The sequence below is a fragment of the Rhodanobacter thiooxydans genome, from assembly GCF_030291135.1.
Lineage (GTDB): Bacteria > Pseudomonadota > Gammaproteobacteria > Xanthomonadales > Rhodanobacteraceae > Rhodanobacter > Rhodanobacter thiooxydans_A.
This window is the reverse complement of sequence record NZ_CP127409.1, coordinates 2497041-2520657: the sequence shown is the minus strand read 5'-3', so window position 1 is coordinate 2520657 and position 23617 is coordinate 2497041. Positions and strand designations below refer to the sequence as shown.

General features: G+C 69.0%; 24 protein-coding genes. 22 read left to right on the top strand and 2 right to left on the bottom strand.

Annotation, left to right across the window (positions count from 1 at the left end; genetic code table 11):
• The first annotated feature begins 499 nt into the window (after positions 1-499).
• The 14 genes from fliQ to QQA13_RS11625 all read left to right on the top strand — a co-directional run bounded on the left by fliQ (position 500) and on the right by QQA13_RS11625 (position 13516).
• Positions 500-769, top strand: coding sequence for a flagellar biosynthesis protein FliQ (gene fliQ, locus QQA13_RS11690; RefSeq protein ID WP_108470723.1), 270 nt, complete (start codon positions 500-502; stop codon positions 767-769).
• Positions 766-1536, top strand: coding sequence for a flagellar biosynthetic protein FliR (gene fliR / locus QQA13_RS11685; RefSeq protein WP_108470722.1), 771 nt, complete (start codon positions 766-768; stop codon positions 1534-1536). The genes fliQ and fliR overlap by 4 nt, the downstream gene beginning before the upstream one ends.
• 5 nt (positions 1537-1541) lie before the next feature.
• Positions 1542-2678, top strand: coding sequence for a flagellar biosynthesis protein FlhB (flhB, locus tag QQA13_RS11680; RefSeq protein ID WP_108470721.1), 1137 nt, complete (start codon positions 1542-1544; stop codon positions 2676-2678).
• A 15-nt stretch (positions 2679-2693) separates the two neighbouring features.
• Entirely contained in the window at positions 2694-4787 is a 2094-nt protein-coding gene (flhA, locus tag QQA13_RS11675; RefSeq protein ID WP_108470720.1) for a flagellar biosynthesis protein FlhA, read from the top strand.
• A gap of 130 nt (positions 4788-4917) precedes the next feature.
• Complete coding sequence (gene flhF / locus QQA13_RS11670; protein ID WP_108470719.1) at positions 4918-6186, top strand: flagellar biosynthesis protein FlhF; 1269 nt, start codon at positions 4918-4920, stop codon at positions 6184-6186.
• A 14-nt stretch (positions 6187-6200) separates the two neighbouring features.
• Positions 6201-7136: a P-loop NTPase gene (locus QQA13_RS11665; protein ID WP_108470718.1), complete on the top strand. Its 936-nt coding sequence runs from the start codon at positions 6201-6203 to the stop codon at positions 7134-7136.
• Entirely contained in the window at positions 7133-7861 is a 729-nt protein-coding gene (locus tag QQA13_RS11660) for an RNA polymerase sigma factor FliA (protein ID WP_108470717.1), read from the top strand. Before QQA13_RS11665 ends, QQA13_RS11660 begins: the two co-directional genes overlap by 4 nt.
• 63 nt (positions 7862-7924) lie before the next feature.
• Entirely contained in the window at positions 7925-8332 is a 408-nt protein-coding gene (gene cheY, locus QQA13_RS11655; protein ID WP_108470716.1) for a chemotaxis response regulator CheY, read from the top strand.
• Positions 8329-8967 carry a protein phosphatase CheZ gene (locus QQA13_RS11650; RefSeq protein WP_108470715.1) on the top strand — a complete coding sequence of 213 codons (639 nt, stop codon included), beginning with the start codon at positions 8329-8331 and terminating at the stop codon, positions 8965-8967. The genes cheY and QQA13_RS11650 overlap by 4 nt, the downstream gene beginning before the upstream one ends.
• Positions 8968-8980: 13 nt before the next feature.
• Entirely contained in the window at positions 8981-10861 is a 1881-nt protein-coding gene (locus QQA13_RS11645) for a chemotaxis protein CheA (RefSeq protein WP_108470714.1), read from the top strand.
• Positions 10862-10866: 5 nt separating this feature from the next.
• Positions 10867-11607, top strand: coding sequence for a flagellar motor protein (locus QQA13_RS11640; protein ID WP_108470713.1), 741 nt, complete (start codon positions 10867-10869; stop codon positions 11605-11607).
• Positions 11604-12662, top strand: coding sequence for a flagellar motor protein MotD (motD, locus tag QQA13_RS11635; protein WP_108470712.1), 1059 nt, complete (start codon positions 11604-11606; stop codon positions 12660-12662). The genes QQA13_RS11640 and motD overlap by 4 nt, the downstream gene beginning before the upstream one ends.
• A gap of 28 nt (positions 12663-12690) precedes the next feature.
• Positions 12691-13170, top strand: coding sequence for a chemotaxis protein CheW (locus QQA13_RS11630; RefSeq protein ID WP_108470711.1), 480 nt, complete (start codon positions 12691-12693; stop codon positions 13168-13170).
• A complete protein-coding gene (locus tag QQA13_RS11625; RefSeq protein WP_108470710.1) occupies positions 13160-13516 on the top strand; it encodes a DUF2802 domain-containing protein in 357 nt (118 codons plus the stop codon). Before QQA13_RS11630 ends, QQA13_RS11625 begins: the two co-directional genes overlap by 11 nt.
• A 28-nt stretch (positions 13517-13544) precedes the next feature.
• On the opposite strand, the gene QQA13_RS11620 is transcribed toward QQA13_RS11625, so the two are convergent.
• Together QQA13_RS11620 and QQA13_RS11615 are read right to left on the bottom strand one after the other, a co-directional pair.
• A complete protein-coding gene (locus tag QQA13_RS11620; RefSeq protein WP_108470709.1) occupies positions 13545-13799 on the bottom strand; it encodes a flagellar biosynthesis protein in 255 nt (84 codons plus the stop codon).
• On the bottom strand, positions 13796-14938 hold the full coding sequence (locus tag QQA13_RS11615; protein ID WP_108470708.1) for a flagellar hook-length control protein FliK: 1143 nt from the start codon (positions 14936-14938) through the stop codon (positions 13796-13798). Before QQA13_RS11615 ends, QQA13_RS11620 begins: the two co-directional genes overlap by 4 nt.
• 118 nt (positions 14939-15056) lie before the next feature.
• Here QQA13_RS11615 and QQA13_RS11610 point away from each other — a divergent pair, with 118 nt between their 5' ends.
• The 8 genes from QQA13_RS11610 to cheD all read left to right on the top strand — a co-directional run bounded on the left by QQA13_RS11610 (position 15057) and on the right by cheD (position 23613).
• Positions 15057-15458, top strand: coding sequence for an STAS domain-containing protein (locus QQA13_RS11610; protein WP_234411261.1), 402 nt, complete (start codon positions 15057-15059; stop codon positions 15456-15458).
• 13 nt (positions 15459-15471) lie between these two features.
• A complete protein-coding gene (locus tag QQA13_RS11605) occupies positions 15472-15834 on the top strand; it encodes a response regulator (RefSeq protein ID WP_015448487.1) in 363 nt (120 codons plus the stop codon).
• Positions 15835-15844: 10 nt separating this feature from the next.
• Entirely contained in the window at positions 15845-17839 is a 1995-nt protein-coding gene (locus tag QQA13_RS11600; RefSeq protein WP_108470707.1) for a chemotaxis protein CheA, read from the top strand.
• A gap of 146 nt (positions 17840-17985) precedes the next feature.
• Positions 17986-19698: a methyl-accepting chemotaxis protein gene (locus QQA13_RS11595; protein ID WP_108470954.1), complete on the top strand. Its 1713-nt coding sequence runs from the start codon at positions 17986-17988 to the stop codon at positions 19696-19698.
• Positions 19699-19832: 134 nt separating this feature from the next.
• The gene (locus tag QQA13_RS11590) at positions 19833-20339 is read left to right on the top strand and encodes a chemotaxis protein CheW (RefSeq protein ID WP_108470706.1); all 507 of its coding nucleotides are present in this window, start codon (positions 19833-19835) and stop codon (positions 20337-20339) included.
• Between the two features lie 18 nt (positions 20340-20357).
• Positions 20358-22079: a methyl-accepting chemotaxis protein gene (locus tag QQA13_RS11585; RefSeq protein WP_108470705.1), complete on the top strand. Its 1722-nt coding sequence runs from the start codon at positions 20358-20360 to the stop codon at positions 22077-22079.
• A gap of 2 nt (positions 22080-22081) precedes the next feature.
• Positions 22082-22966, top strand: a complete 885-nt coding sequence (locus tag QQA13_RS11580; protein WP_108470704.1) for a CheR family methyltransferase — start codon at positions 22082-22084, stop codon at positions 22964-22966.
• Positions 22963-23613 carry a chemoreceptor glutamine deamidase CheD gene (cheD, locus tag QQA13_RS11575; protein WP_108470703.1) on the top strand — a complete coding sequence of 217 codons (651 nt, stop codon included), beginning with the start codon at positions 22963-22965 and terminating at the stop codon, positions 23611-23613. Before QQA13_RS11580 ends, cheD begins: the two co-directional genes overlap by 4 nt.
• Positions 23614-23617: the final 4 nt, after the last annotated feature.

The following is a 23617-nucleotide window of genomic DNA, read 5'->3' as shown; positions in this document are numbered from 1 at the left end:
CCCCGGGTAGAGCAGCGGGCCATCGTGGCCCGCACTCTTCAGAAGGGCCAAAGCAACAGCCAGAGCAGCAGCCAAGGCAACAACCGCAGCAAGGCAGCAGCAGTGTGGGACTCCGCTTTGCCGTTTATGCTTTCGCTTCACAGCTTTATCACCGAGTGCGGGCCAGGAAGGCCCGCTGCTCTACCCGGGGTCCCTTGCGCGGCGGTGAGACGGGGACGACAGGCCGCGCAGCGGGCGCTGCCATGGATGGCAACGCCTTTTCGCGCGGGCAGGATGCCCGCTCGAAAAGCCCGGCCCTGGCTCACGGACTTGCCGGGCAGGAGCCCGGCAAGCGCCAAGCGGGGTGTCGTTTTCTCTTGGTTACTTCTCTTTTGGACAAGCAAAAGAGAAGTAACTCGGCTGCCGAAGGCAGACGAAAGCTCTTCGCTTTGAATGCAGCAAGAGCATCGCGTACGACCTTCGCCACTGCTGCGGCAAAGCACGCCACCGGAGCCCGCGCATGACCCCCGAATCCATCATGGAAATCGGCCAGCACGCGCTGTACGTGGCGATGCTGGTGGCCGCGCCGTTGCTGCTCACCGCGCTGGCAGTGGGCCTGCTGGTGGGCGTGATCCAGGCCGCCACGCAGATCAACGAGATGACCCTGAGCTTCATCCCCAAGCTGATCGCGATGGCGCTGGTGGCGCTGATCGCCGGGCCGTGGATGTTGCGCCTGCTGGTGCAGTACACCGCGCAGCTGATCGAGAGCCTGCCGGGCGCGGTCAGATGACGGCGCTGGACCTGGCGCAGTTGCCGCTGTGGCTGGGCAGCCTGTTCTGGGCGGTCGGCAGGGTGAGCGGGCTGTGCCTGGTGGCGCCGGTGTTCAGTGCGACGGTGGTGTCGGCACGCATTCGCATCGGCGTGGTGGTGGTGCTGTCGCTGGTGCTGGCGCCGCTGGCGCCGGTGACGATCGACCCGCTCAGCGGCGACGGCGTGGCGACGATGGCCGGGCAGGTGCTGATCGGCGCGGCGGTGGGCTTCGTGCTGAAGCTGGTGTTCGAGGCGGTGTCGTTCGGCGGCGAACTGGTGGGGCAGAGCATGAGCCTGGGCTTCGCCGAGGTGGTCAATCCGCATGCCGGCGGCAGTTCGAACGTGCTGAGCCAGTTCTACCTGCTGCTGGTGACCTTGCTGTTCCTGGCGATGGACGGCCATTTGCGCCTGATCGCGCTGCTTGCGGACAGCTTCCGCAGCCTGCCGCCCGGCGTGCCGGCGATCGACACCAACGGCCTGCACGCGGTGGTCGGCTTCGCGGCGGAGCTGTTCTCCGGCGCCGTGCGCGTCGCCCTGCCGGCGATGACCTCGTTGTTGGTGGTGAACATCGGCTTTGCCGCGATCAGCCGCGCGGCACCATCGATGAACCTGTTCGCGGTGGGCTTCCCGATCACGGTGTCGCTGGGATTCATCGCCTTGTGGCTGTCACTGCGCAGCCTGCCGGGTGCGTTCGAGGCGCTGCAGGATGACGCCTGGTCGCTGATGCGCAACCTGCTGGGGAGCTGACGGCAATGTCGGACGACAGCGACCAGGAAAAAACCGAACAACCTACCGAAAAAAAGCTGCGCGAATCGCGCGAGAAAGGCGAGGTTCCGCGATCGCGCGACCTGTCCGGCGCGCTGGTGGTGCTGGCCGGCGTGGCGGCACTGCTGAACAGCGGCGAGAGTGCGTTCCTGCATGCGCGGCGAATCTTCTCGCTGGGCCTTGGGTATTCGCGCGAGGCGCTGTTTTCCGACGCCTTGCCGGGACGCACGCTGCATGCGGCGTTGCGCGAGGCGCTCGACCTGTTCGCACCGGTGGCGGTGGCGACGATGCTGGCCACGCTGGCCGCGCCGTTGCTGCTGGGCGGGCTGAACTTCAGCGCACAGGCGCTGCAGCCGAAGTTCGAGCGACTCGATCCTATCAAGGGACTGGGCAAGATTTTCGCGATGCGTGGCCTGGTCGAGCTGGGCAAGGCGCTGTTGAAGCTGCTCTTCATCGGCGCGGTGCTGGCCCTGCTGCTGCGGCACTGGCAGGGCGAGTTGCAGGCCACCGGGCGCGGCTCGGTGATGGCCGGAATCGTGCAGTCGATCGGCCTGCTCGGCCGCGCCGCGCTGTGGTTCGGCTCGATGCTGGCGCTGATCGGCGGCATCGATGCCCTCTACCAGAAGTTCGACCACGCGAAAAACCTGCGCATGACCCGGCAGGAGATCAAGGACGAGATGAAGGAGAGCGAGGGCAACCCCGAGATGAAGGGGCGCATTCGCCAGGTGCAGCAGGCACAGGCGCGCCGCCGCATGATGGAAGAGCTGCCCCGGGCTGACGTGGTGGTGGTCAACCCGACCCACTTCGCCGTGGCCCTGCGCTACGACGACGGCCGCATGGGCGCACCGCGGGTGATTGCCAAGGGCGTCGACGTGCTGGCCGCGCAGATCCGCCTGGTGGCGGGCTCGCATCGCATCCCGCTGGTGGAGGCGCCGCCGTTGGCACGCGCCTTGTATGCAACCACTGAACTGGGTCGGGAAATCCCCGCCGCGCTGTACGTGGCGGTGGCCCAGGTCCTGGCCTACGTGTACCAGCTGAAGCAAGCCGCGGCGCAGGGCGAGACACCACCGGCAGCGCCAACCCCCGAGGTCGATCCCGACCTGATGGGGCCTTACCGCGAATAACCACGAGTCAAATCCATGACGGGTGCAGATGTACTAGGCAACTTCAAGCACCTGGCGCGACGGGGTATTGGCGCGCCGGTGATGATGCTGGTGATGCTGGCGATGCTGATGTTGCCGCTGCCGCCGTTCTTGCTCGACATGTTGTTCAGCTTCAACATCGCGCTGTCGCTGGTGATCCTCTTAGCGGTGGTCTACGTGATGCGGCCGCTGGAGTTCGCCGCGTTCCCCACCGTGGTACTGATGGCGACCCTGCTGCGGCTGGCGCTGAACATCGCCTCGACCCGCGTGGTGCTGCTGCACGGGCACGACGGCCCCGGCGCCGCCGGCAAGGTGATCGAGGCGTTCGGCGAGTTCGTCATCGGCGGCAACTTCGCGGTGGGCCTGGTGGTGTTCGCGATCATCGTGGTGATCAACTTCGTGGTGATCACCAAGGGCGCCACCCGCGTGTCGGAAGTGACCGCGCGCTTCACCCTGGATGCGATGCCGGGCAAGCAGATGGCGATCGACGCCGACCTCAACGCCGGCCTGCTGACCCAGGAGCAGGCCCGCGAGCGTCGCCAGGAAGTGCGCGAGGAGGCGGACTTCTACGGCTCGATGGACGGTGCCTCGAAATTCGTGCGTGGCGACGCCACCGCCGGCATCCTGATCCTGTTCATCAACATCGTCGGTGGCTTCTTCGTCGGCGTGATGCAGCACGGCCTGTCCGCCAGCGAGGCGGCCAAGACCTACACCCTGCTGACCATCGGCGATGGCCTGGTGGCGCAGGTGCCGGCACTGATGCTGTCGATCGCCGCGGCGATCATCGTCACCCGCGTGTCCAAATCGCAGGACATGGGCAAGCAGGTGATCGGCCAGGTGTTCGGCCAGCCGCGTGCGCTCGGCGTGGCGGCAGCAGTGCTGATCGTGATGGGCGTGATCCCCGGCATGCCGAACGTGGCGTTCCTGCTGCTCGGTGCCAGTTGCGGTGGGGTGGCGTGGCTGCTCCTGAAGCGCGAGCGCGAGACCCGCGCCAGGCTGGCCGAGTCGGTCGCCGAGAAACCGGTCGCCACCGCGCCGGCCGAGCGTCTGGAGCTGGGCTGGGAGGACGTGGCCAGCGTCGATCCGCTAGGCCTGGAAGTGGGCTACCGGCTGATCCCGCTGGTCGACGTGCACCAGGGCGGCGAGCTGATGGGGCGGATCAAGTCGGTGCGCCGCAAGCTGTCGCAGGAGCTCGGCTTCCTGGTGCCGGCAGTGCATATCCGCGACAACCTGGACCTCGGTCCGAACACCTACCGGATCACCCTGATGGGCGTGCCGATGGGCGAGGCCGAGGTGCACAACGAGCGCCTGATGGCGATCAATCCCGGCCAGGTGCACGGCACGCTGCAGGGCATTGCCACGCAGGACCCGGCGTTCGGCCTGGAAGCGGTGTGGATCGAGAGCGGCCAGCGCGAACTGGCGCAGAGCTACGGCTACACCGTGGTCGACCCGGCCACGGTGATCGCCACGCACCTGTCGCACATCCTGCAGGGCCACGCGCACGAATTGCTCAGCCACCAGGACGTGCAGCAGCTGCTGGACCGCCTCGCCGCCAACGCGCCGAAGCTGGTCGAGGACCTGGTGCCCAAGCGTATGGCGCTGGGCGTGGTGGTCAAGGTGCTGCAGAACCTGCTGGCCGAGCGGGTGCCGATCCGCAACATGCGCAGCATCGTCGAATCATTGGCGGAGCATGCGGGGCAGAGTCAGGATCCCGGCGTTCTGACCGCCGCCGTGCGCGTGGCCCTGGGCCGGCAGATCGTGCAGGAGATCACCGGGCTGGGCACCGAGGTGCCGGTGATCACGCTGGCGCCGGAGCTCGAACAGATCCTGCTCGGCTCGCTGTCCGGCGGTGGCGGCGTGGCCGGAGCTGCGGTGGAACCGGGCCTGGCCGACCGCCTGCAGCAGAGCGTGGCCGACGCCGCGCGGCGCCAGGAATTGAGCGGTGAGCCCGCGGTTTTGCTGGTTGCGCCGCTGTTGCGGCCGTGGCTCGCACGCTTCACCCGCCACGTGGCACAAAACCTGCACGTACTCGCTTACAACGAAGTGCCCGACAACCGTCGGGTGCGACTGGTGCAGGCCTTGGGGCGATGAGAAGCCGGGAATCGGGAGCAGGCATGGTGAATAGGCAGAACAAAAAACAAAGGCGTCGCAACTTCGCCGTGAGCCGCTCTTCCCATTCCCCATTCCCCACTCCCGAATCCCGTTTGCGGAGCAAGCATCAATGAAGATCAAGCGTTTCGTGGCGCCCGACATGCGCCAGGCCATGCGCGAAGTGCGCGAAGACCAGGGACCGGAAGCGGTGATCCTGTCGACGCGCCGGCTGGACGAAGGCATCGAGCTGATTGCGGCGATCGACTACGACGAGGCACTGATGCGCGAAGCCGCCAGGCATGGTGCGCCAGCGCCCGAAGCGCCGCCGGCCGAGTCCGAGTCCGCGGCGGCGCCGAAACCCCGCGTGGCAACGATCGAACCCGCGCTGCGCCCGCCGGCCACCGTGGACGCACCGCCGCCCGCGCGTGCGGCGAAGGCCACGCTGGCGATGCACCCGCTGATGGAGCGCGCCGCGCAGGACACCGCGCAGATGCGCAGCGAACTGGGCGACCTGCGCGAGATGCTGGAAATGCAGCTGTCCAGCCTGGCCTGGAACGACATGGAGCGGCGCCAGCCGCTGCGCGCGCGGATCCTGCGCGAGATGACGCGGCTGGGCATCGAGCCCGACGTGGCGCGGGCCCTGGTGGCCGAGCTGCCCGAGCCGATCAACGCCGAGCAGGCGCGCTACCTGCCGCTGGGCATGCTCAGCCGCAGCCTGATGGTGAGCGGCCGCGAGCTGTCCGGCGACGCCGGCGGCGTGGTTGCGCTGGTCGGGCCGACCGGCGTGGGCAAGACCACCACCATCGCCAAGCTGGCGGCACGCGCGGTGATGCGCCACGGTGCCGACCAGGTGGCGCTGGTCAGCACCGACCACTATCGCATCGGTGCCGCCGCGCAGCTGGAACACTACGGCCGGCTGCTCGGCGCGCGGGTCTACCCGGCCTACGACGCGGCGAGCCTGCGCAAGGTGCTGGAGATGCTGCACGGCAGCCATACCGTGCTGATCGATACCGCCGGCGTTGCCGGCAGCGACCCGCGGCTCAACCAGCAACTGGAAATCCTTGCCGATGCCCGCGACCTGCGCGCCTGCCTGGTATTGGCGGCGAACGCACAGTCGCAGGCGCTGGACGAGGCAGTGCGCGCCTACCTGCCGTTGAAGCCACACGCCTGCATCCTGACCAAGCTGGATGAAGCCCCGGCCCTGGGCGGCGCGCTGTCGGTGCTGATCCGCCACCGGCTGCCGCTGGACTACATCACCGACGGCCAGCGCGTGCCCGAGGACATCGCCGCGGCGGATGCGCGCGTGCTGGTGTGCCGTGCCGCGCAGTCACTGAAGAGCCCGCCGCCCGACGACGGCCTGATGGCCGAACGCTTCGGCTTCGCGGTGGCCGGCGCATGAGCGGGGTATTGGCAATGGACCAGGCTTTCGGGCTGAAACGGATGCTGTCGGGCATGAGCGACCGACCTGTGGCAGAGCTGCCGTCCACGCACCAGGCCAGCAGCCTGCTGGCCGCTGTGCCCGCCGCGCGCCGGCATTGCCGCACCATCGCGGTGGCCGGCGGCAAGGGCGGCGTCGGCAAGAGCACGGTGGCGGTGAACCTGGGCATGGCGCTGTCGGTGGCCGGGCGCGACGTGGTGCTGCTGGATGCCGACATGGGCCTGGCCAACGTCGACGTGATGCTCGGCCTCACGCCGTCGCGTCATATCGGCCACCTGCTCGACGGCGAGTGCACGCTGGACGAACTGATGCTGAGCGCGCCGCGCGGCCTGCGCGTGGTGCCGGCCGGCTCCGGCGCGCGCCGGCTGGCGCAACTGGACAACGGCGAGCACGCGGCGATCATCCGCGCCTTCGACGAACTGGCGCAGCCGCCCGAATACCTGCTGGTGGATACCGCCGCCGGCCTTTCCGACAACGTGACGATGTTCGCCGCCGCCGCCGCCGAGGTGATCGTGGTGGCGTGCGACGAACCGGCGTCGCTGACTGACGCCTATGGCCTGACCAAGGTGCTCAGCCGCGACTTCGGCGTACGCCGCATCCGCATGGTCGCCAACATGGTGCGCAACGAGGGCGACGCGCGCGCGCTGCACCAGAAGCTGGCGCGGGTCAGCGACCGCTTCCTCGACGTGGTGATCGAATTCGGCGGCTGGGTGCCGCATGACGAGCGCCTGCGCCAGGCCATTCGCCGGCAGTGCGCGGTCGTCGACCTGTGGCCATCGAGTCATTCCGCGCTGGCATTCAAGAATCTGGCGGGTGCGGTCGATAAGTGGGTGGAACCCGACCGCGCGGGTCTCGACCGGATTGCTTTTTTTGGTGGCCGGACAACACCGGTAGGTGGGGTGCCGAGATGAGCGTGGCTTCGGAATATCTGCAACTTTCCCGCGAGAGTGCCGACGAACTGGTGCGTCGGCACGCGCCGCTGGTCCGACGGATCGCCTATCACCTGATGGGGCGGTTGCCGGCCAGCGTCGACGTGGGCGACCTGATCCAGGCAGGAATGATCGGTTTGCTGGAGGCGGCGCGCCATTTTGCCCACGACAAGGGGGCCAGCTTCGAGACGTATGCGGGCATCCGCATTCGTGGCGCGATGCTGGACGAATTGCGCCGCACCGACTGGACCCCGCGCTCGGTGCACCGCAAGACCCGCGAAGTGGCCGAGACGATCCGCCAGATCGAGACCGAGACCGGCGCCGAGGCCGACGATGCCGAGGTGATCCGCCGGCTCGGCATCAGCGCCGAGGAGTACCACCAGGTGCTCGCCGATGCGGCCTGCGTGCGCCTGCTCAGCCTCACCGCCTCGGACGACGGCGAGGAAGGCACGGTGCTCGACGTGGCTGACGAAGGCAGCCTGGGGCCGTCGGAGAACATCGAACGCGACGGCATGCGCGAGGCACTGGCCGAGGCGATCGGCAGCCTGCCCGAGCGCGAGCAGCTGGTGATGTCGCTGTACTACGAACAGGAATTGAACCTCAAGGAAATCGGCGCCGTACTCGGCGTGAGCGAGTCGCGCGTCTGCCAGATCCATGGGCAGGCGGTCATCCGGCTTCGCGCAAGGCTCACCGGCTGGCGCAATTGATCCAGTGAACCCCATGAATCCCCGCGGCCGGACCTCGGCCTGTACCGCACGTGGAGAAAGCGTTTGGACAAGAACATGAAAATCCTGGTGGTGGACGACTTTTCCACCATGCGGCGGATCGTCCGCAACCTGCTGGTCGAGCTGGGTTTCAGCAACCCGCTGATCCAGGAAGCCGACGACGGCGAGAACGCGCTGACGATGCTGCGCAGCCAGCCGTTCGACCTGGTGGTGACCGACTGGAACATGCCGAACATGACCGGCATCGACCTGCTGCGCGCGATCCGCGCGGAGGACTCGCTGAAAGGCCTGCCGGTGCTGATGGTCACCGCCGAGAACAACCGCGACCAGATCATCGCCGCCGCACAGGCCGGCGTGAACGGCTACATCGTCAAGCCGTTCACCGCGGTCACGCTCAAGGAAAAGCTCACCAAGATCTTCGAACGGATCGCCGCCAGCGGAGTCAGCGCATGAACGTCTCTTCCCCCCTCGCCATCGACGAGACGCTGCCGCCCGAACTGCGCGACCTGTTGAACAGCCCCGACGGCCCGGCGTTCGAGCAGGCGCTGGACGTGATGGTGCGCCAGCGCGAGCAGCACCTGTTCCGCGCGCTCGGCCAGCTGGCCCGCGACCTGCACGACGCGGTGCGCCGGCTCGGTGGCGATCTGGCCCAGGACGGCGTACCGGCCATCGCCGACGCGCGCCAGCACCTGCAGGACGCACTGGAGATGAGCGCGCAGGCCGCGCATCGCAGCCTCGACTTCGCCGAACGCATGCGGCCGCAGGCCGAGTCGCTGACGCGCAATGCCGGCCAGGTGCTGGAGTGGACCAACGGCAACGACGCCGCCGCGGTGCTGGCGCGCGAGGCGGTGGCGTTCGCCGGCAGCTGCCGCGACGGCCTCGCCGACATGGTGCTGGCGCAGTCGTGGCAGGACCTCACCGGACAGCGCATCAAGAAGGTCGCCAGCTTCATCGGCACGGTCGAATCGTCGCTGCTGGAGCTGGTGCGCCTGACCGGCGCCCTGGCCGGCAGCGAGGCACCGGCCAAGGCGGCCAAGGTGTCCAGCCAGGAAGATGCCGACCGCCTGCTCAGCGAATTCGGGTTTTGACGAGCCGCCGGCCATGAATGCCGAATTCGACAGCGAGCTGCGCCAGGATTTCCTGGTCGAGGCCGGCGAACTGCTGCAGCGGCTCGACGAGCAACTGGTCGGCCTGGAAGCGGCGCCGGGTGACGGCGAGCTGCTGAATGCCGTGTTCCGCGCCTTCCACACCGTCAAGGGCGGTGCCGGGTTCCTCGCGTTCGAGCCGATGGTGGTGCTGTGCCACCACGCCGAGGACCTGCTCAACGAGGCCCGCAACGGCAAGGTGGTGCTCGGCGCCGTCCACATGGATGCGCTGCTCGAAGCGCTCGACCTGCTCAACGGCATGATGGCGGCGGTGGGCGCCGGGGCACCGCTGGCGATGCCGCCGCCGGCGTTGCTGGAATCGCTGTTGCCGGGAGCCCGGCCGGCTGCGGTCGTGGTGCCGGCGGCTGCGCCGGCTCCGTCGGCGGACGGCGGCGCGATCGACGACAGCGAGTTCGAGGCCCTGCTGGACAGCATGTACGGCACCGCCGCGCCGGGTACCATCGCGCCGGCCGCGTTACCGATCGCGCCGATCGCGTCCGCGTCGATCGACGACGACGAGTTCGAAGCGTTGCTGGACGCCTTGCATGGCAAGGCCGGGCAGCCGGCCGCGGCAGCCGCGGTGGCGCCGGCGGCGGTGGCCGAAACGATGGCGCCGAAAGCCGCCGCGGCCACAGTGGCGCACCATGCGGCGCCGGCGGAAAACAGCGTGCGGGTCGACACCGCGCGGCTGGATGCGCTGGTCAACCATGCCGGCGAACTGGTGCTGGTGCGCAACCGCCTGCTCAGCCTGGCCGCGCGCCATGACGGCGAGGCCCTGGCCGCTGCGGCCAGCGAGCTGGACCGGGTCACCGACGAATTGCAGAACGCGGTGATGGGCATGCGCATGCAGCCGGTGGGGCGGCTGTTCCAGCGCTTCCCGCGGATCGTGCGCGACCTGGCGCGCCAGCTCGGCAAGGACGTGGAACTGGTGCTGGAAGGCGAGGGCACCGACCTCGACCGCAGCCTGGTCGAGGCGCTGGCCGACCCGCTGATCCACCTGCTGCGCAACGCGCTCGACCACGGCGTGGAGCTGCCGGGCGAACGCGAGCAGGCCGGCAAGCCGCGCAAGGGGCGGGTATGCCTGTCGGCCAGCCAGCGCGGCGAGCGCATCATGATCGCGGTGCGCGACGACGGCCGCGGCATGGACCCCGACATCCTGCGCCGCAAGGCGGTGGAGAAGGGCGTGATCGATGCCGTGCAGGCCGCACGGCTGAGTGAAGGCGAGTGCTACGAATTGATCTTCCGTCCCGGCTTCAGCACTGCGGCGGTGGTGTCCGACATCTCCGGCCGCGGGGTCGGCATGGACGTGGTGAAGACGCGCGTGGCCGAACTCGGCGGCACCTTGCAGGTGCGCTCGAACCTGGGTCACGGCAGCGAGCTGGAACTCGCCGTACCGCTGACCCTGGCGGTGCTGCGCGTGCTGATGGTGCGCGTGGACACACGCCTGCTGGCGTTGCCGATGGGCAACGTGGAGGAGGTTTTCGAACTCGACGACGGCCAGGATTGCCTGCTGGACGGCCGCCTGGTCGCACGCCACCGCGGCCGTGCCCTGCCGCTGGTCAACCTGGTCGGCTGGGCCGGGGCGGCGACGACCGCGACCACGGGCCGGCATGTGGTGGTACTGCACATCGGCCACCAGCGCCTCGGCTGCCTGGCGCACGAGGTGCTCGGCCGCGAGGACGTCATCGTCAAGCCGCTCGGGCCGCTGTTCGACGGCGTGCCGGGCGTCGCCGGGGCCACCGTCACCGGCGACGGCCGGCTGGCGCTGGTGATGGACCTGGCCGGCCTGGCCAGTGATACCGGGCAACTTTCCACCTCACTGCAACTGACTGGCTGATCAGCATGGATCTGGTAAGCATCATCGGCACCATTCTGGCCTTCGTGGTCATCATCGTCGGCACCATCCTCAAGGGTTCCACCGTGGGTGCGCTGTGGAATCCCGCGGCGTTCGTGATCGTCTTCGCCGGCACGGCCGCCGCCCTGCTGGTGCAGAACCAGGGCAAGGTGCTCAAGCAGGCGTTCAGGATGCTCTCGATGGTCTACCGGCCACCCCGGCACCAGCCGAGCGACCTGATCAGCCGGATCGTCGGCTGGAGCGAAATCTCGCGCCGGCAGGGCTTGCTCGGGCTGGAGCCGCAGATCGAGGCGGAGGCCGACCCGTTCGTCAGCAAGGGCCTGCAATTGCTGGTCGACGGCGGCGAGCCGGAGGCGATCCGCAGCGTATTGGAAGTGGACCTGGAAACCCGCGAATCGATCGAACTGGCCGGCGCCAAGGTGTTCGAAATGGCCGGCATCTATTCGCCCACGCTGGGCATCATCGGCGCAGTGATGGGGTTGATGGCGGTGATGCAGAACCTGGCCGATCCGAGCAAGCTAGGCCATGGCATCGCCGCCGCCTTCGTGGCCACCATCTATGGCGTGGCGCTGGCCAACATGTTCATGCTGCCGATGGCGGCGCGGCTGAAGGGCCTGATCAGCAAGCAGACGCAGATGCGCGAGATCCTGATCGAGGGCCTGGTGTCGATCGCGCAAGGCGACAACCCGCGGCAGATCGAGGCGCGCCTGCAGGGTTACGTGGCATGAGAAGGCACAAGCACGAGGAACACCAGAACCACGAAGCCTGGGCGATCCCCTATGCCGACCTGATGACCCTGCTGCTTGCGTTCTTCGTGGTGATGTATGCAGTCTCGGTGGTCAACGAGGGCAAGTTCCGGGTGATGTCCGAGTCGCTGATCGAGGCGTTCAACGGCTCCAGCCACGCCATTGCGCCGCTGCCGCCGACGCGGATCCGGCCGCACAATATCGACCCGGCGATCGCCGCGCCGGCGGGCCAGTCGGGGGCGTCGGTGGTGCCGATCGCGGTGCCGATCCCGCCGCACCCGATAGCGATGCGCGGTGGCAACGGGCGCGACGTGGCCCATCGCGCCACGTCGTCACAGCAGAACCTGGGGCGCATCGAGAGCGAGGTGCGCAAGGCGCTGCAGCCGCTGATCGACCGCAAGCTGGTCAACGTGCGCAACAAGGTGGACTGGCTGGAAATCGAGATCCGTACCGACATCCTGTTCCCCAGCGGCGTGGCCCAGTTGTCGACATCGGCGCAGGGCATCCTGCACAGCCTCGCCGGGGTGCTGGGGGAGTTCACCAACCCGGTGCGCATCGAGGGCTTCACCGACGACATGCCGATCAACACCGCGCTGTATCCATCGAACTGGGAACTCTCGGCCGCGCGCGCGGGCAGCGTGGCGCGCCTGTTCGCCGTCAACGGGGTGGCCCAGGATCGGCTCGGCATCATCGGCTGGGGCGAGATGCATCCGCTGGCCGACAACACCACCGCGGAAGGGCGCAACCAGAATCGCCGCGTACTGGTGGTGGTGATGGGCAACAGCTCGCTGCCGCCGCGCGAGCACAGCGACGCCGACGACCTCGGCCAGCATGCCGGCGTGGCCGAGGCATCGGCTCCCAGCGTGCTGCCTACCGTGCGCGCCATCGTGCCGCTGACGCCGGCGGTGCCCGGCACCGGCGCGGCAGACAGCGCGCCCGCCGCCGTACCGGCTGCCGTCGCGGCGGCGATGCCGAACGCCGGCGCCCCTCCGGACAGCCGCTCCGAACGCGCCCCCCCGACCCGCTCCGTCCCATGAGCGGGCCGCACGATCGTGGAGTCATCGCATGAACGTCACTGCCGCTGACCGCGCCGCGGAGGGCCGCCACTGGCTGTCGTTCCGGATCGGCACGCAACTGTATGCCGCGCCGCTGGACGAGGTCAGTGAAGTGATCCGCGACGGCGAGCTGACGCCGGTGCCGGGCGCAGCCCCTGACCTGCTCGGCGTGCGCCACCTGCGCGGGCGCATCGTGCCGGTGATGGACGGCCGGCGGCGGCTGGGCCTGCCGGTGCTGCCGGCGGCGGAGCCGGCCACGGTGCGCGTGGTGATGCTGTCGCAGGCGGGGCAGTGGGTCGGCCTGCGCGTGGATGCCGTCGGCGAACTGCTGTGCAGCGACGGTATCGACATCGCGCCGCCGCCGCCGGGGCGGGCCAGCCGCGACGACGATCCGGTCAGCGGCGTGCTGGCCTGGCAGGGCGGCTTCGTGGCCTTGCTCGACGTGCGCCGGCTGTGCCGGGCCGACGACGGGAACGGTCATGTGGCTTGAAACCGGCGTGGGCGTCCTGCTGTTGCTGGCGCTGGCGCAATCGGCGCTGCTGTTCCACGGCTGGCGCCAACTGCGCGAGCTGCAGCGGCGGATGGCCGAACTGTCGCACGACGCAGCCCATGCTCGCACCGACGTGCCGACCTCGATGCTGGTGATGGCGCTGGGGCGGCTGGAACGCCAGCTGGGCCGGATCGAGCGGCAACCGTCGCCGACGGTGCCGCGGTCCTACGAACTGGCCCAGCAACTGGCGCGCGAAGGCGCTGACGTGGAACAACTGATCAGCCGCTGCGGCCTGTCGCGCGACGAGGCGCAGCTGGTCCTGCGGATGCATCCGGCCAGCTCCTGAAAGCGGTGCGCGGCGTGAGTCGGGTCGATCATTCTTCCGCTGCGTCGTAGACGGCCGCCAGCACCGAGGCCGCCGCTGCGTAGAGCAGCACCGGCACATCCTCGCGCAGTCGCAGCGAGGCCAGCAGGGCGGCGATCTGCGGATCGTGATGCAGCGGCAGGCCCAGCACCTGGGCGCGCGCCAGCAGGGCGTCCAGCGACTCCGGCGGCATCGGCTTGATCTCGGTGTGGTTGCCGCTGGCCAGCCGCAGGCTGACCCGGCGCGAGGGCGGCGGCGTATTCATGCGGTGGCCTGCAGCAGTACGGCGCTGTGCCGGCCTGGCGGCTGCGGCAGGCCGACCTGGCAGCTCAGCTGGTCGAGCAGGACGCCGCAGGCAGCCAGCCGCTGGCGCAGCGGGCCAAACTGGCGTTCCAGCTGCTGCGCGGTCTGTGCCTGTTCGGCCCACAGGCGTACCGCCAGCCGTGGTTCGCGCAGTTGCAGTTCGCCCTGCACCGGGCCCAGTGCAGGCAGGTCCAGCGCGAAGCCGAGCGTCCAGCCGTGGCTGCCATCGGCGGGATCGGTGGCGAACTCCAGCTGCAACTGCAGCACGTCGCGCCCGCCCTCGCCCTGCAACGGAATCTCGATCATCCACGCCGGCAGCGGGCTGGCGCTGGCTTCCAGCTGGGCCACCTCCACCCGCGCCAGTGCCGCCTTGACGTCGCCGTGCAGGCGATCCAGCAGCGGGGCCACGTCGTCGTCGGCGGCTACCAGCGGCAGCGGCACGCGCGGCTGCGCCTGCATGCCACGCTGCAGCATCGGCGGTGCGGCATCGCTGCGGTTGGGCGCCGCCGGCGCCGGCGCACGCCGGTCGAGCAGTCCGGCCAGGCGCAGCAGGGCACCTTTCCAGTCATCCTCGGCCAGCGCCGCCAGGTTGCCGTGCGGGCTGGCCAGCCGGGATTCGAAGAACAGGCCGCTGCGGCTGATCGCCTCGCGCAGGCCTTCGCCGCGGGTGACCTCGGCGGGCGTGCGCAGCGATTGTTCGAGCAGGGCCAGCGCCGTGCGCAGGTCCGGCGGCAACTGGCGCAATACCGGCCGCTGGGCCAGCGTACCCAGCGTGGCCAGCAGGGGGGCATAGCCATTTTGCTGGGGCAGGCGCTCGCGCAGCACGCGCTGGAAGGTCGGGTCGACCGGATGCGCCAGCACCTCCAGCTGCGGCTGCGCACCCAGGCTCAGCACGCGCACCTGGAACTGCGCCGGCAACTGGCTGCCGGGCAGTTCCGTCTCCACCGCCAGCGCGCCGACCTGCAGCACCAGCAGCCCCTGCGGGTTCACCCCCAGCGGCCGCGCCGACAGCACCGTGCCGATGCGCCAGCTTTGTGCGCTGGTGCCGGAAGCGGCACCGGCCCAGGTGAGGGCGGCCAGGCTGGTCGGTTGGATGATCAAGTCGGTTCCTGCACGCGGGCCGTGTGCGATCGGGTTCGTCCAGCAGGACATCGGCCGCGCACGGGCGAACTTGAGCCGCGTTCGACCCCGGGCATGGCCGGCGATCCCTAAAGCGATCGTGGCGACGGCCGATAAGCAACTCGTCAGCGCCAACGAGCGCGCGTGGAGTGGCGGCATGGCCGGCAAACGGGCGGTGAAGCAGCAACAGGACGAGCGGCAGGCGGCGCCGGACGGCGCGGCCGCGGTGGTGCTTCCGGCTGATTGCCGCATTGCCGCCCAGGCCGTGCTGAAGGCGGAACTGCTGGGTGCGCTGGAACATGGTGCCAGCGTGGTGCTGGATGCCAGCCAGGTGGAGCGTGTCGATACGGCGGCGCTGCAGCTGCTGGTGCTGTTGCGGCGTGAGCTGCAGACGCGCGGCGGTGCGCTGGACTGGCGCGGCGCGAGCGAGACGTTCAACGAGGCGGCTGGCCTGCTCGGCCTGGCGCGGATTCTGGAACTGCCGGCCGCAGGGCCGGCCTGAACGAGGTGGCAGCATGGCAAAGATTCTTGCGGTAGACGATTCGGTCTCGATGCGCGGCATGGTGGCGTTCACCCTGCGCGGCGCCGGGCACGAGGTGGCCGAGGCCGAAAACGGGCAGCTGGCGCTGGACGTGGCGCGTGGCAGCGCGTTCGATCTGGTGCTGGCCGACGTCAACATGCCGGTGATGGACGGCATCGCGATGGTGCGCGAGCTGCGCACGATGGACGCCTACAAGGGCGTGCCGATCCTGATGCTGACCACCGAGTCGCATACCGAGAAAAAGATGGAAGGCAAGGCGGCCGGCGCCACCGGCTGGCTGGTCAAGCCGTTCGACCCGGAACAGCTGCTGGCCACCGTCAAGCGCGTGCTGGGCTGAAGGAAGATCCATGGGCGCCGTCGACCTGACTCAATTCCACAAGACCTTCTTCGAGGAAAGCCTGGAAGGGCTGGATGCGATGGAGGCCGCGTTGCTGGCGCTGGACTCGGGTTCGACCGATCACGAGCTGGTGCACACGATCTTCCGCGCCGCGCACTCGATCAAGGGCGGCGCGGCGACCTTCGGCTTTGCGGACGTCGCCGCGTTCACCCACGTGGCCGAGTCGCTGCTGGAGGAAGTGCGCAGCGAACGCCGCGCGGTGGATGCGGAATTGATCGACCTGCTGCTGCGCTCGGTCGACTGCCTGCGCGCCATGCTGGCGCGTTCCGCCGACAGCCAGCCGGTGGCCGATGCCGACAGCGAGGCGCTGCGCGGCGAGCTGGTGCGCCTGGTCAGCGGCGAGGCGGCGCCGGCGCCGGCTGCGCCCGCATTGAATGCCGCTGCGGCGAGTGGCTGGGACATTCGTTTCGTCGCACTGCCGCACCTGCTGCAGACCGGCAACGATCCGCTGCGGCTGTTCCGCGAACTGCAGCAGTTGGGCCGGCTGGAGGTGCGGCGTGCCTTCGTCGTCGATCGGGCGCCGGCACGGCTGGCCGATCTCGATCCCGGCGAATGCCATCTCGGCTGGGAGCTGCGCCTGCACGGTGCGGTGGCGCGCGGTGACGTCGACGCCGTGTTCGACTGGCTAGACGGCGACTGCGAGCTGGCCATCGCGGCGCTGGCCGAGGAAACGCCGGCGGCTGCGGCTGCACCAGCGGTGGTTGCCGCCCCCACTCCTGCGCCCATGCCGGCCGCCGCGCCACCGCGCGAGGCGGTCGCCTCCGCCGAGGGCAGCTCGATCCGCGTGGGTATCGACAAGGTCGACGCGCTGATCAACATGATGGGTGAGCTGGTGATCACCCAGTCGATGCTCAGCGACATCGGCGAGAACTTCCAGCCCTCGCAGCTGGAGCGCCTGCGCGAAGGCCTGCTGCAGCTCGAACGCGCCACGCGCGAGCTGCAGGAGAGCGTGATGCGCATCCGCATGCTGCCGATCGGTTCAGTGTTCAACCGCTTCCCGCGGCTGGTCCGCGATCTGGAGCGCAAGCTCGGCAAGCAGGTCAGGCTCGAGCTGCACGGCGAACATACCGAGCTGGACAAGACGGTGCTGGAGAAAATCGGCGACCCGCTGGTGCACCTGGTGCGCAACGCGATCGACCACGGCCTGGAAATGCCCGCTCTGCGCAAAGCCGCCGGCAAGCCGGAGACCGGCCTGCTCAGGCTCGATGCCCACCACGAAGGCGGCAACATCGTGGTACGGATCAGCGACGACGGCGCCGGGCTCAATCATGCCGCGATCGTGGCCAAGGCGCAGCAGCGCGGCCTGATCGCTGCGGGGCAGGAACTCGGCGACGCCGAGGTGGCCGAGCTGATCTTCCAGCCGGGCTTCTCCACCGCCGCGCAGGCCACCGACCTGTCCGGCCGTGGCGTGGGCATGGACGTCGTGCGGCGCAACGTGCGCGATCTGGGCGGCAGCGTCGGCGTGCGCAGCGTGTCCGGCAAGGGCAGCACGTTCACCATCACCTTGCCGCTGACCCTGGCGATCATCGACGGCCTGGTCACGGCCGTGGGCCACGAGCGCTACATCGTGCCGCTGACCTCGATCGTCGAGTCGCTGCGGCTCGAAGCCGCGGCGGTGCGGCGGATCGCCGGCGGCGGCGAGGTGTTCCAGTTCCGCGGCGAATACCTGCCGCTGATGCGGCTGCACCGCGCCTTCGACTGCGCCGACGCGATCACCGAGGTCGAGCGCGGCATCGTGGTGGTGATCGAGGACGACAGCCGCCGCGTGGGCCTGCTGGTGGACGACCTGCTGGGCCAGCAGCAAGCGGTGATCAAGTCGCTGGAGAAGCACTACCAGCGGGTGCAGGGCGTGTCTGGCGCGACCATCCTCAGTGACGGTTCGGTGGCGCTGATCGTCGACGTGGGCGGCGTGGTGCGGCTGGGACAGCGCAGCAAGGCAGCCTGAGGCACGTCGTTGCCGCGGCGGCGGCGCAATGAAGGGCGCGAACGGAGCGGGTGCTTCCGCTGGCGATGGGTTTCGGCGTCTTTGCACGCCACCCCGCATGGCTGTCGTGGCCGGCGGGTTTCTTTTCCGAAGTCGAGGTTTGCGACATGTTGTCCGTGATACGTGGGTTCTTCGATCGGCTCAGCCTCAATGCGCGGCTTGTCATGGTGGTGACGGTGGTCGTGCTGGGGCTGTTCGGCCTGACCGTGGTGAATGCATTGCAGAGCCGCGCCAGCCAGATGGAAGGTCTCGAACGCCTGCTGCGCAGCGAGATCGAGTCGGCAGTTTCGGTGGCCAGCGGCTTCCACGAGCGTGCGGCCAGGGGCGAGTTCGGCGAGGCCGAGGCGCAGAAGCGGGCCCTGGCGCAAATCCACGACATGCAGTGGGACAAGGGCGCCGGCTACGTGTTCGCGTTCGATGACAGCTACGTGCTGACCGAGCACCCGGTGATGCTGGACAAGCTGGGCACCAGCGTGCGCGACATGACCGACCAGAACGGCAAGCCGATCTTCCAGGCGATGCACGACGTCGACATGAAAGACGGCCGCGGCGTCACCTACTACGACTGGCTCAAGCCAGGCAGCAAGAAGGTCGTGGGCAAGGTCACCTACAGCGAGCGCTACCAGCCATGGGGCATGCACTTCGGCGCCGGCGCCTACTTCGACGACATCGATGCGCAGTTCCGCCACACGTTGACGGCGAACCTGGCCAAGGCCGGCCTGCTGGGCCTGCTGGTGATCGCTCTGGTATGGGTATCGATGCGCAGCATCCGCCGCAGCATCGGCGGCGAGCCGGCTTTCGCGGTGGCGATGGCCACACGCATCGCCGACGGCGACCTCGGCAACGATGACGACGACGGCGGCAGGCGCTTCGCCGTCGGCAGTCTGCTGGCCGAGCTGGTGCGCATGCGCGACAAGCTGACCGGCATCGTGGGCGAAGTGCAGCACGGTTCGCAGGCGGTGAGCAGCGCCGCGCAGCAGATCGCCAAGGGCAATGACGACCTCAGCCAGCGCACGCAGGAACAGGCGTCGAGCCTGGAGGAAACCGCCGCCTCGATGGAGGAGATGACCTCCACCGTGAAGCAGAACGCGGAGAACGCCGGCTACGCCAACCAGCTCGCCAGCGGTGCGCGCGAGCAGGCCGAGCGCGGCGGCGAAGTGGCGGCGCAGGCGGTGGCGGCGATGAGCGAGATCAACGCCTCCAGCCGCAAGATCGCCGACATCGTGGGGCTGATCGACGAGATCGCGTTCCAGACCAACCTGCTGTCGCTCAATGCGGCGGTGGAGGCGGCGCGTGCGGGCGAGCAGGGCCGCGGTTTCGCCGTGGTGGCCAGCGAGGTGCGCAGCCTGTCCCAGCGCAGCGCGGCGGCGGCGAAGGAGATCAAGGGGTTGATCAACGAGAGCGTGCAGCGGGTGCAGGCCGGCAGCGCGCTGGTCGATCAGTCCGGTGTGGCGCTGACCGGTATCGTCGAGAGCGTCAAGAAAGTCACCGACATCGTCGCCGAGATCGCCGCGGCCAGCCAGGAGCAGTCCGCCGGCATCGACCAGGTGAACCGCGCGGTGATGCAGATGGACGAAGTGACCCAGCAAAACGCGGCACTGGTGGAAGAGGCCGCGGCGGCGGCGCGCGCGATGCAGGAGCAGGCTGGCGAACTGCAGCGGCAAATGAAGTTCTTCCGGCTTGACGGCGCGACGGCAGAGCCCGCGGCAGCACCGGCGCCGGCCCCGGCGCGCGTGGTGGCATTGTCGCGCAAGTCGGCAACCCGCACGGCTGAACCGACCCGGGCGGTCGTGGCGGCCGGCGGCTGGACCGAGTTCTGAGAGCGCTTCTTTGCGGTGAGGCGCCCGCGGCAGCTCCGCCCGGCGGCGGTGGCGTACTCAAGTCCTTTCCGGCAAGGCCGATACAGGCATCGAGGCCGGGCGTCCGCAGGCGCCCATCACGAGGTAGATGATTCATGTACGAAGACAACGCGGCCACGGCGCCCACCGTCCAGCAGCTGACGTTCGGCCTGGCCGGCGAGGAATACGGCGTCGACATCCTGTCGGTGCGCGAGATCCGCGGCTGGTCGCGGGTCACCCGTATCCCGCAGACCCCCGACTACCTGCTGGGCGTGCTCAACCTGCGTGGCGCGATCGTGCCGATCATGGACCTGCGCCTGCGCTTCGGCCTGGCACGCGAAAGCTACGGCGACAGCACGGTGGTGATCATCGTGGCGGTTGCCGAGCGATTGTTCGGCATCGTGGTGGATGCGGTGTCCGACGTGGTCGACATCGAGCCGGCGGCGATCAAGCCGGTGCCCGACATGGGCGCGATCGTCGACACACGCTACCTGAAGGGCCTGGCCACCCACGTCGAGCGCATGGTGATGCTGCTGGACGTGGAGAAGCTGATGCGTCCGGAAGATGTTGAAACGCTGGATGCCGCGCTGACGGACGTCCGGAATGTCGAAGTTGCCGCCTGATCCGATCCGGGAATCACGATGAACATCAAGAAATTCATGACACGTTTCACCAGGTTGCCGACCCTGTCCGTCAAGGCGCGCCTGATCGGCGTGTTCACGCTGCTCGGGCTGATGCTGGCGGCCGGTGCGGCGGTCGGCCTTGGCATGATGTCCTGGCAGAACGAGGGAATGCGGCGCAGCTACGAGGAGGCGATGGTGCCGGCGCAGCTGATCGGCAGCCTGCGCGCCAAGTCGCTGACCAACTTCATCGTGCTCGGCGAAGCGGCCGGGGCGATCGGCAAGCCCGACCAGGTGAAGCAGAAGGTCGCCGAGTCCGAGCGCCTGCAGAAGGAAATCGCCGAGGCCAACAAGACGCTGTCGGCGATGCCGATGAGCGCGGACATCACCGCGAAGTACAAGGCCTATCGCGCCACCGACGAGGAATACCAGGGCGACCTCAAGGACATCTACGACGCGCTGGCGCAAAACGACGGAGGCACCGGTGACCTGCTGGAAATGCAGGTGCGTCCGGAGCTGATGCTGCGCGTGGACACCATCAACAAGCTGATGCAGGCGCAGAGCGACGAGGTGAGGCAGATCTATCAGGCGCAGGTCAGCCGCTACAAGCTGGTGCGCAACCTGGTGCTGTTTGCGTTGCTTGGCGGCCTGCTGTTCGCGCTGCTGGTGTCGACCCTGCTGGTGCGCTCGATCAGCGGCACGCTGGCGCATCTGGTGAAGGTGGCGCATGCCATCGCCGAGGGCCGGCTGGGCCACGACATCAAGGTCAAGCGGCACGACGAGCTGGGCCGGCTGCTGGACGCCTTCCGCAGCATGGACGAGCGCCTCGGCGCGATCGTGGGCGAGGTGCGTCAGGGCTCCGATGCGGTGTCGAGCGCGGCGCAGCAGATCGCGCGCGGCAACGACGACTTGAGCCAGCGCACGCAGGAACAGGCTTCCAGCCTGGAGGAAACCGCCTCGTCGATGGAGGAGATGACCTCCACCGTGAAGCAGAACGCGGAGAACGCCAGCCACGCCAACCAGCTGGCCCGCGGCGCCCGCGAGCAGGCCGAGCGCGGCGGCGAAGTGGCGGGCAAGGCGATTGTCGCGATGGGCGAGATCGACGCCTCCAGCCGCAAGATCGGCGACATCGTGGGGCTGATCCAGGAGATCGCGTTCCAGACCAACCTGCTGGCGCTGAACGCGGCGGTGGAAGCGGCGCGCGCCGGCGAACAGGGCCGTGGTTTCGCGGTGGTGGCCAGCGAGGTGCGCAGCCTGGCGCAGCGCAGCGCCGGCGCGGCGAAGGAGATCAAGGGCCTGATCGCCGAGAGCGAGGAGAAGGTGCGCTGCGGCTCGGAACTGGTCAACCAGTCCGGCAAGGCGCTGGCCGAGATCGTCGAGAGCGTGAAGAAGGTCACCGACATCGTGGCCGAGATCGCCGCGGCCAGCCAGGAGCAGTCCGCCGGCATCGACCAGGTCAACAACGCCGTGATGCAGATGGACGAGATGACCCAGCAGAATGCCGCGCTGGTGGAAGAGGCCTCGGCCGCCGCCCGCGCCATGCAGGAGCAGGCTGGCGACCTGTCCAGCCAGGTGGGCTTCTTCCGCCTGGCCGACGACGACGCGGTATCCCAGGCGGCACCGCCGGAGCGCGCGAAGGATGTGGTCCGTGCCACCGAGGCGGTGTTCGCCGCGGTGCGCAAGGCGCCGCCGCGCGCCGCCGCCGTCGAGGCAGCGGATGCCGGTGCCTGGAAGGAGTTCTGAGCGTGAGCACCGCGGCCGGCATGGTTCAAGGCGATGCCGTGCCGGCGGACGGTGGCGGGGCCACTCTTGGCGATGCCGAGTTCCGCTTCCTGCGCGACTTCGTTTACGAGCATTGCGGCATCGCGCTGGGCGAACACAAGCGCCAGCTGGTGCAGGGGCGCCTGGCGCGACGGCTGCGCGCGCTGCGCCTGCGCCACTTCGGCGCCTACTGCGAGCTGTTGCGGCGCGACCCGCAGAGCGAGCTGGACAACCTCGCCAGCGCGATCAGCACCAACGTCACTTCGTTCTTCCGCGAGTCGCACCATTACGACCTGCTGGTCGACGAGCTGCTGCCGCAGTGGCTGCAGCAGAAGCGCCGCGGCGGCGACCGTCTGCGGATCTGGTCGGCCGGCTGTTCCACCGGCGAGGAGCCGTACGCGCTGGCGATGGTGCTGGCCGAGGCGCTGGAGAAGCACGGCGCCACCGGCATCGACGCGAAGATCCTCGCCACCGACCTGTCGCCGCAGGCGCTGGAAACCGCGCGCAACGGTGTGTATCCGCTGGACAAGCTTGAGGGCATCAGCGAGGAACGCCGGCGCCGCTGGCTGTTGCGCGGCGACGGCGAGTACGCGGGCTACGCCTGCGTGCATCCGCGCCTGCGCGAGCTGGTGACCGTGCAGCCGCTGAACCTGCTGCACGAGTGGCCCATGCGCGGTCCGTTCGACGCGATCTTCTGCCGCAACGTGGTGATCTACTTCGACCAGCCGACCAAGCAGCGGCTGTTCCGCCGCTACGCCGCGCTGCTGCCGGCCGGCGGCCACCTGTTCCTCGGCCACTCCGAGTCGCTGCACGGCATCAACGACGATTTCGAGCTGATCGGCCGCACCGTCTACCGGAAGCTCGGATGATGCCGGTAGTGACGGCCGAGCGTCGCAGCACCACGCTGCCCGAGGCCATGCCCGGCTTCGAGCACCTGCGCCGGTTCTGGGACCCGGCCCAGGGTCGCATGGTGGTGCGGGTGCTGCCGGGCGAGTTCTACGTGAGCGGCAGCGACGAGCTGGTCAGCACCGTGCTCGGTTCGTGCGTGTCGGCCTGCATCCACGACGCCGAACGCGGCGTTGGCGGCATGAACCACTTCATGCTGCCCGAGCCGATGGGCGAGCGCGACAGCTGGTCGCCGGCCATCGGGCGCGCCGCGCGCTACGGCAGCGACGCGATGGAGCAGCTGATCAACGCGATCCTGAAGGCCGGCGGCCAGCGCGCGAACCTGCGCGTCAAGGTATTCGGCGGTGGCCGCGTGCTGGCCCAGCTGAGCGACGTGGGCCAACGCAACATCGACTTCGTGCATCGCTACATCGAGGCCGAGCGATTGCAGTTGGCGGCCGAGGACCTGGGCGACGTCTACCCGCGCCAGGTGCAGTTCTTTCCGCACAGCGGCCGGGTCCGCGTGCGCCAGCTACGCCGCAGCGACGACGTGGCGCTGGTGGCCGACGAGCGCGGCTACCTCAAGCGTTTGGCAAACGATCCGATAAAGGGTGAGGTCGAGCTGTTCTAGCGCC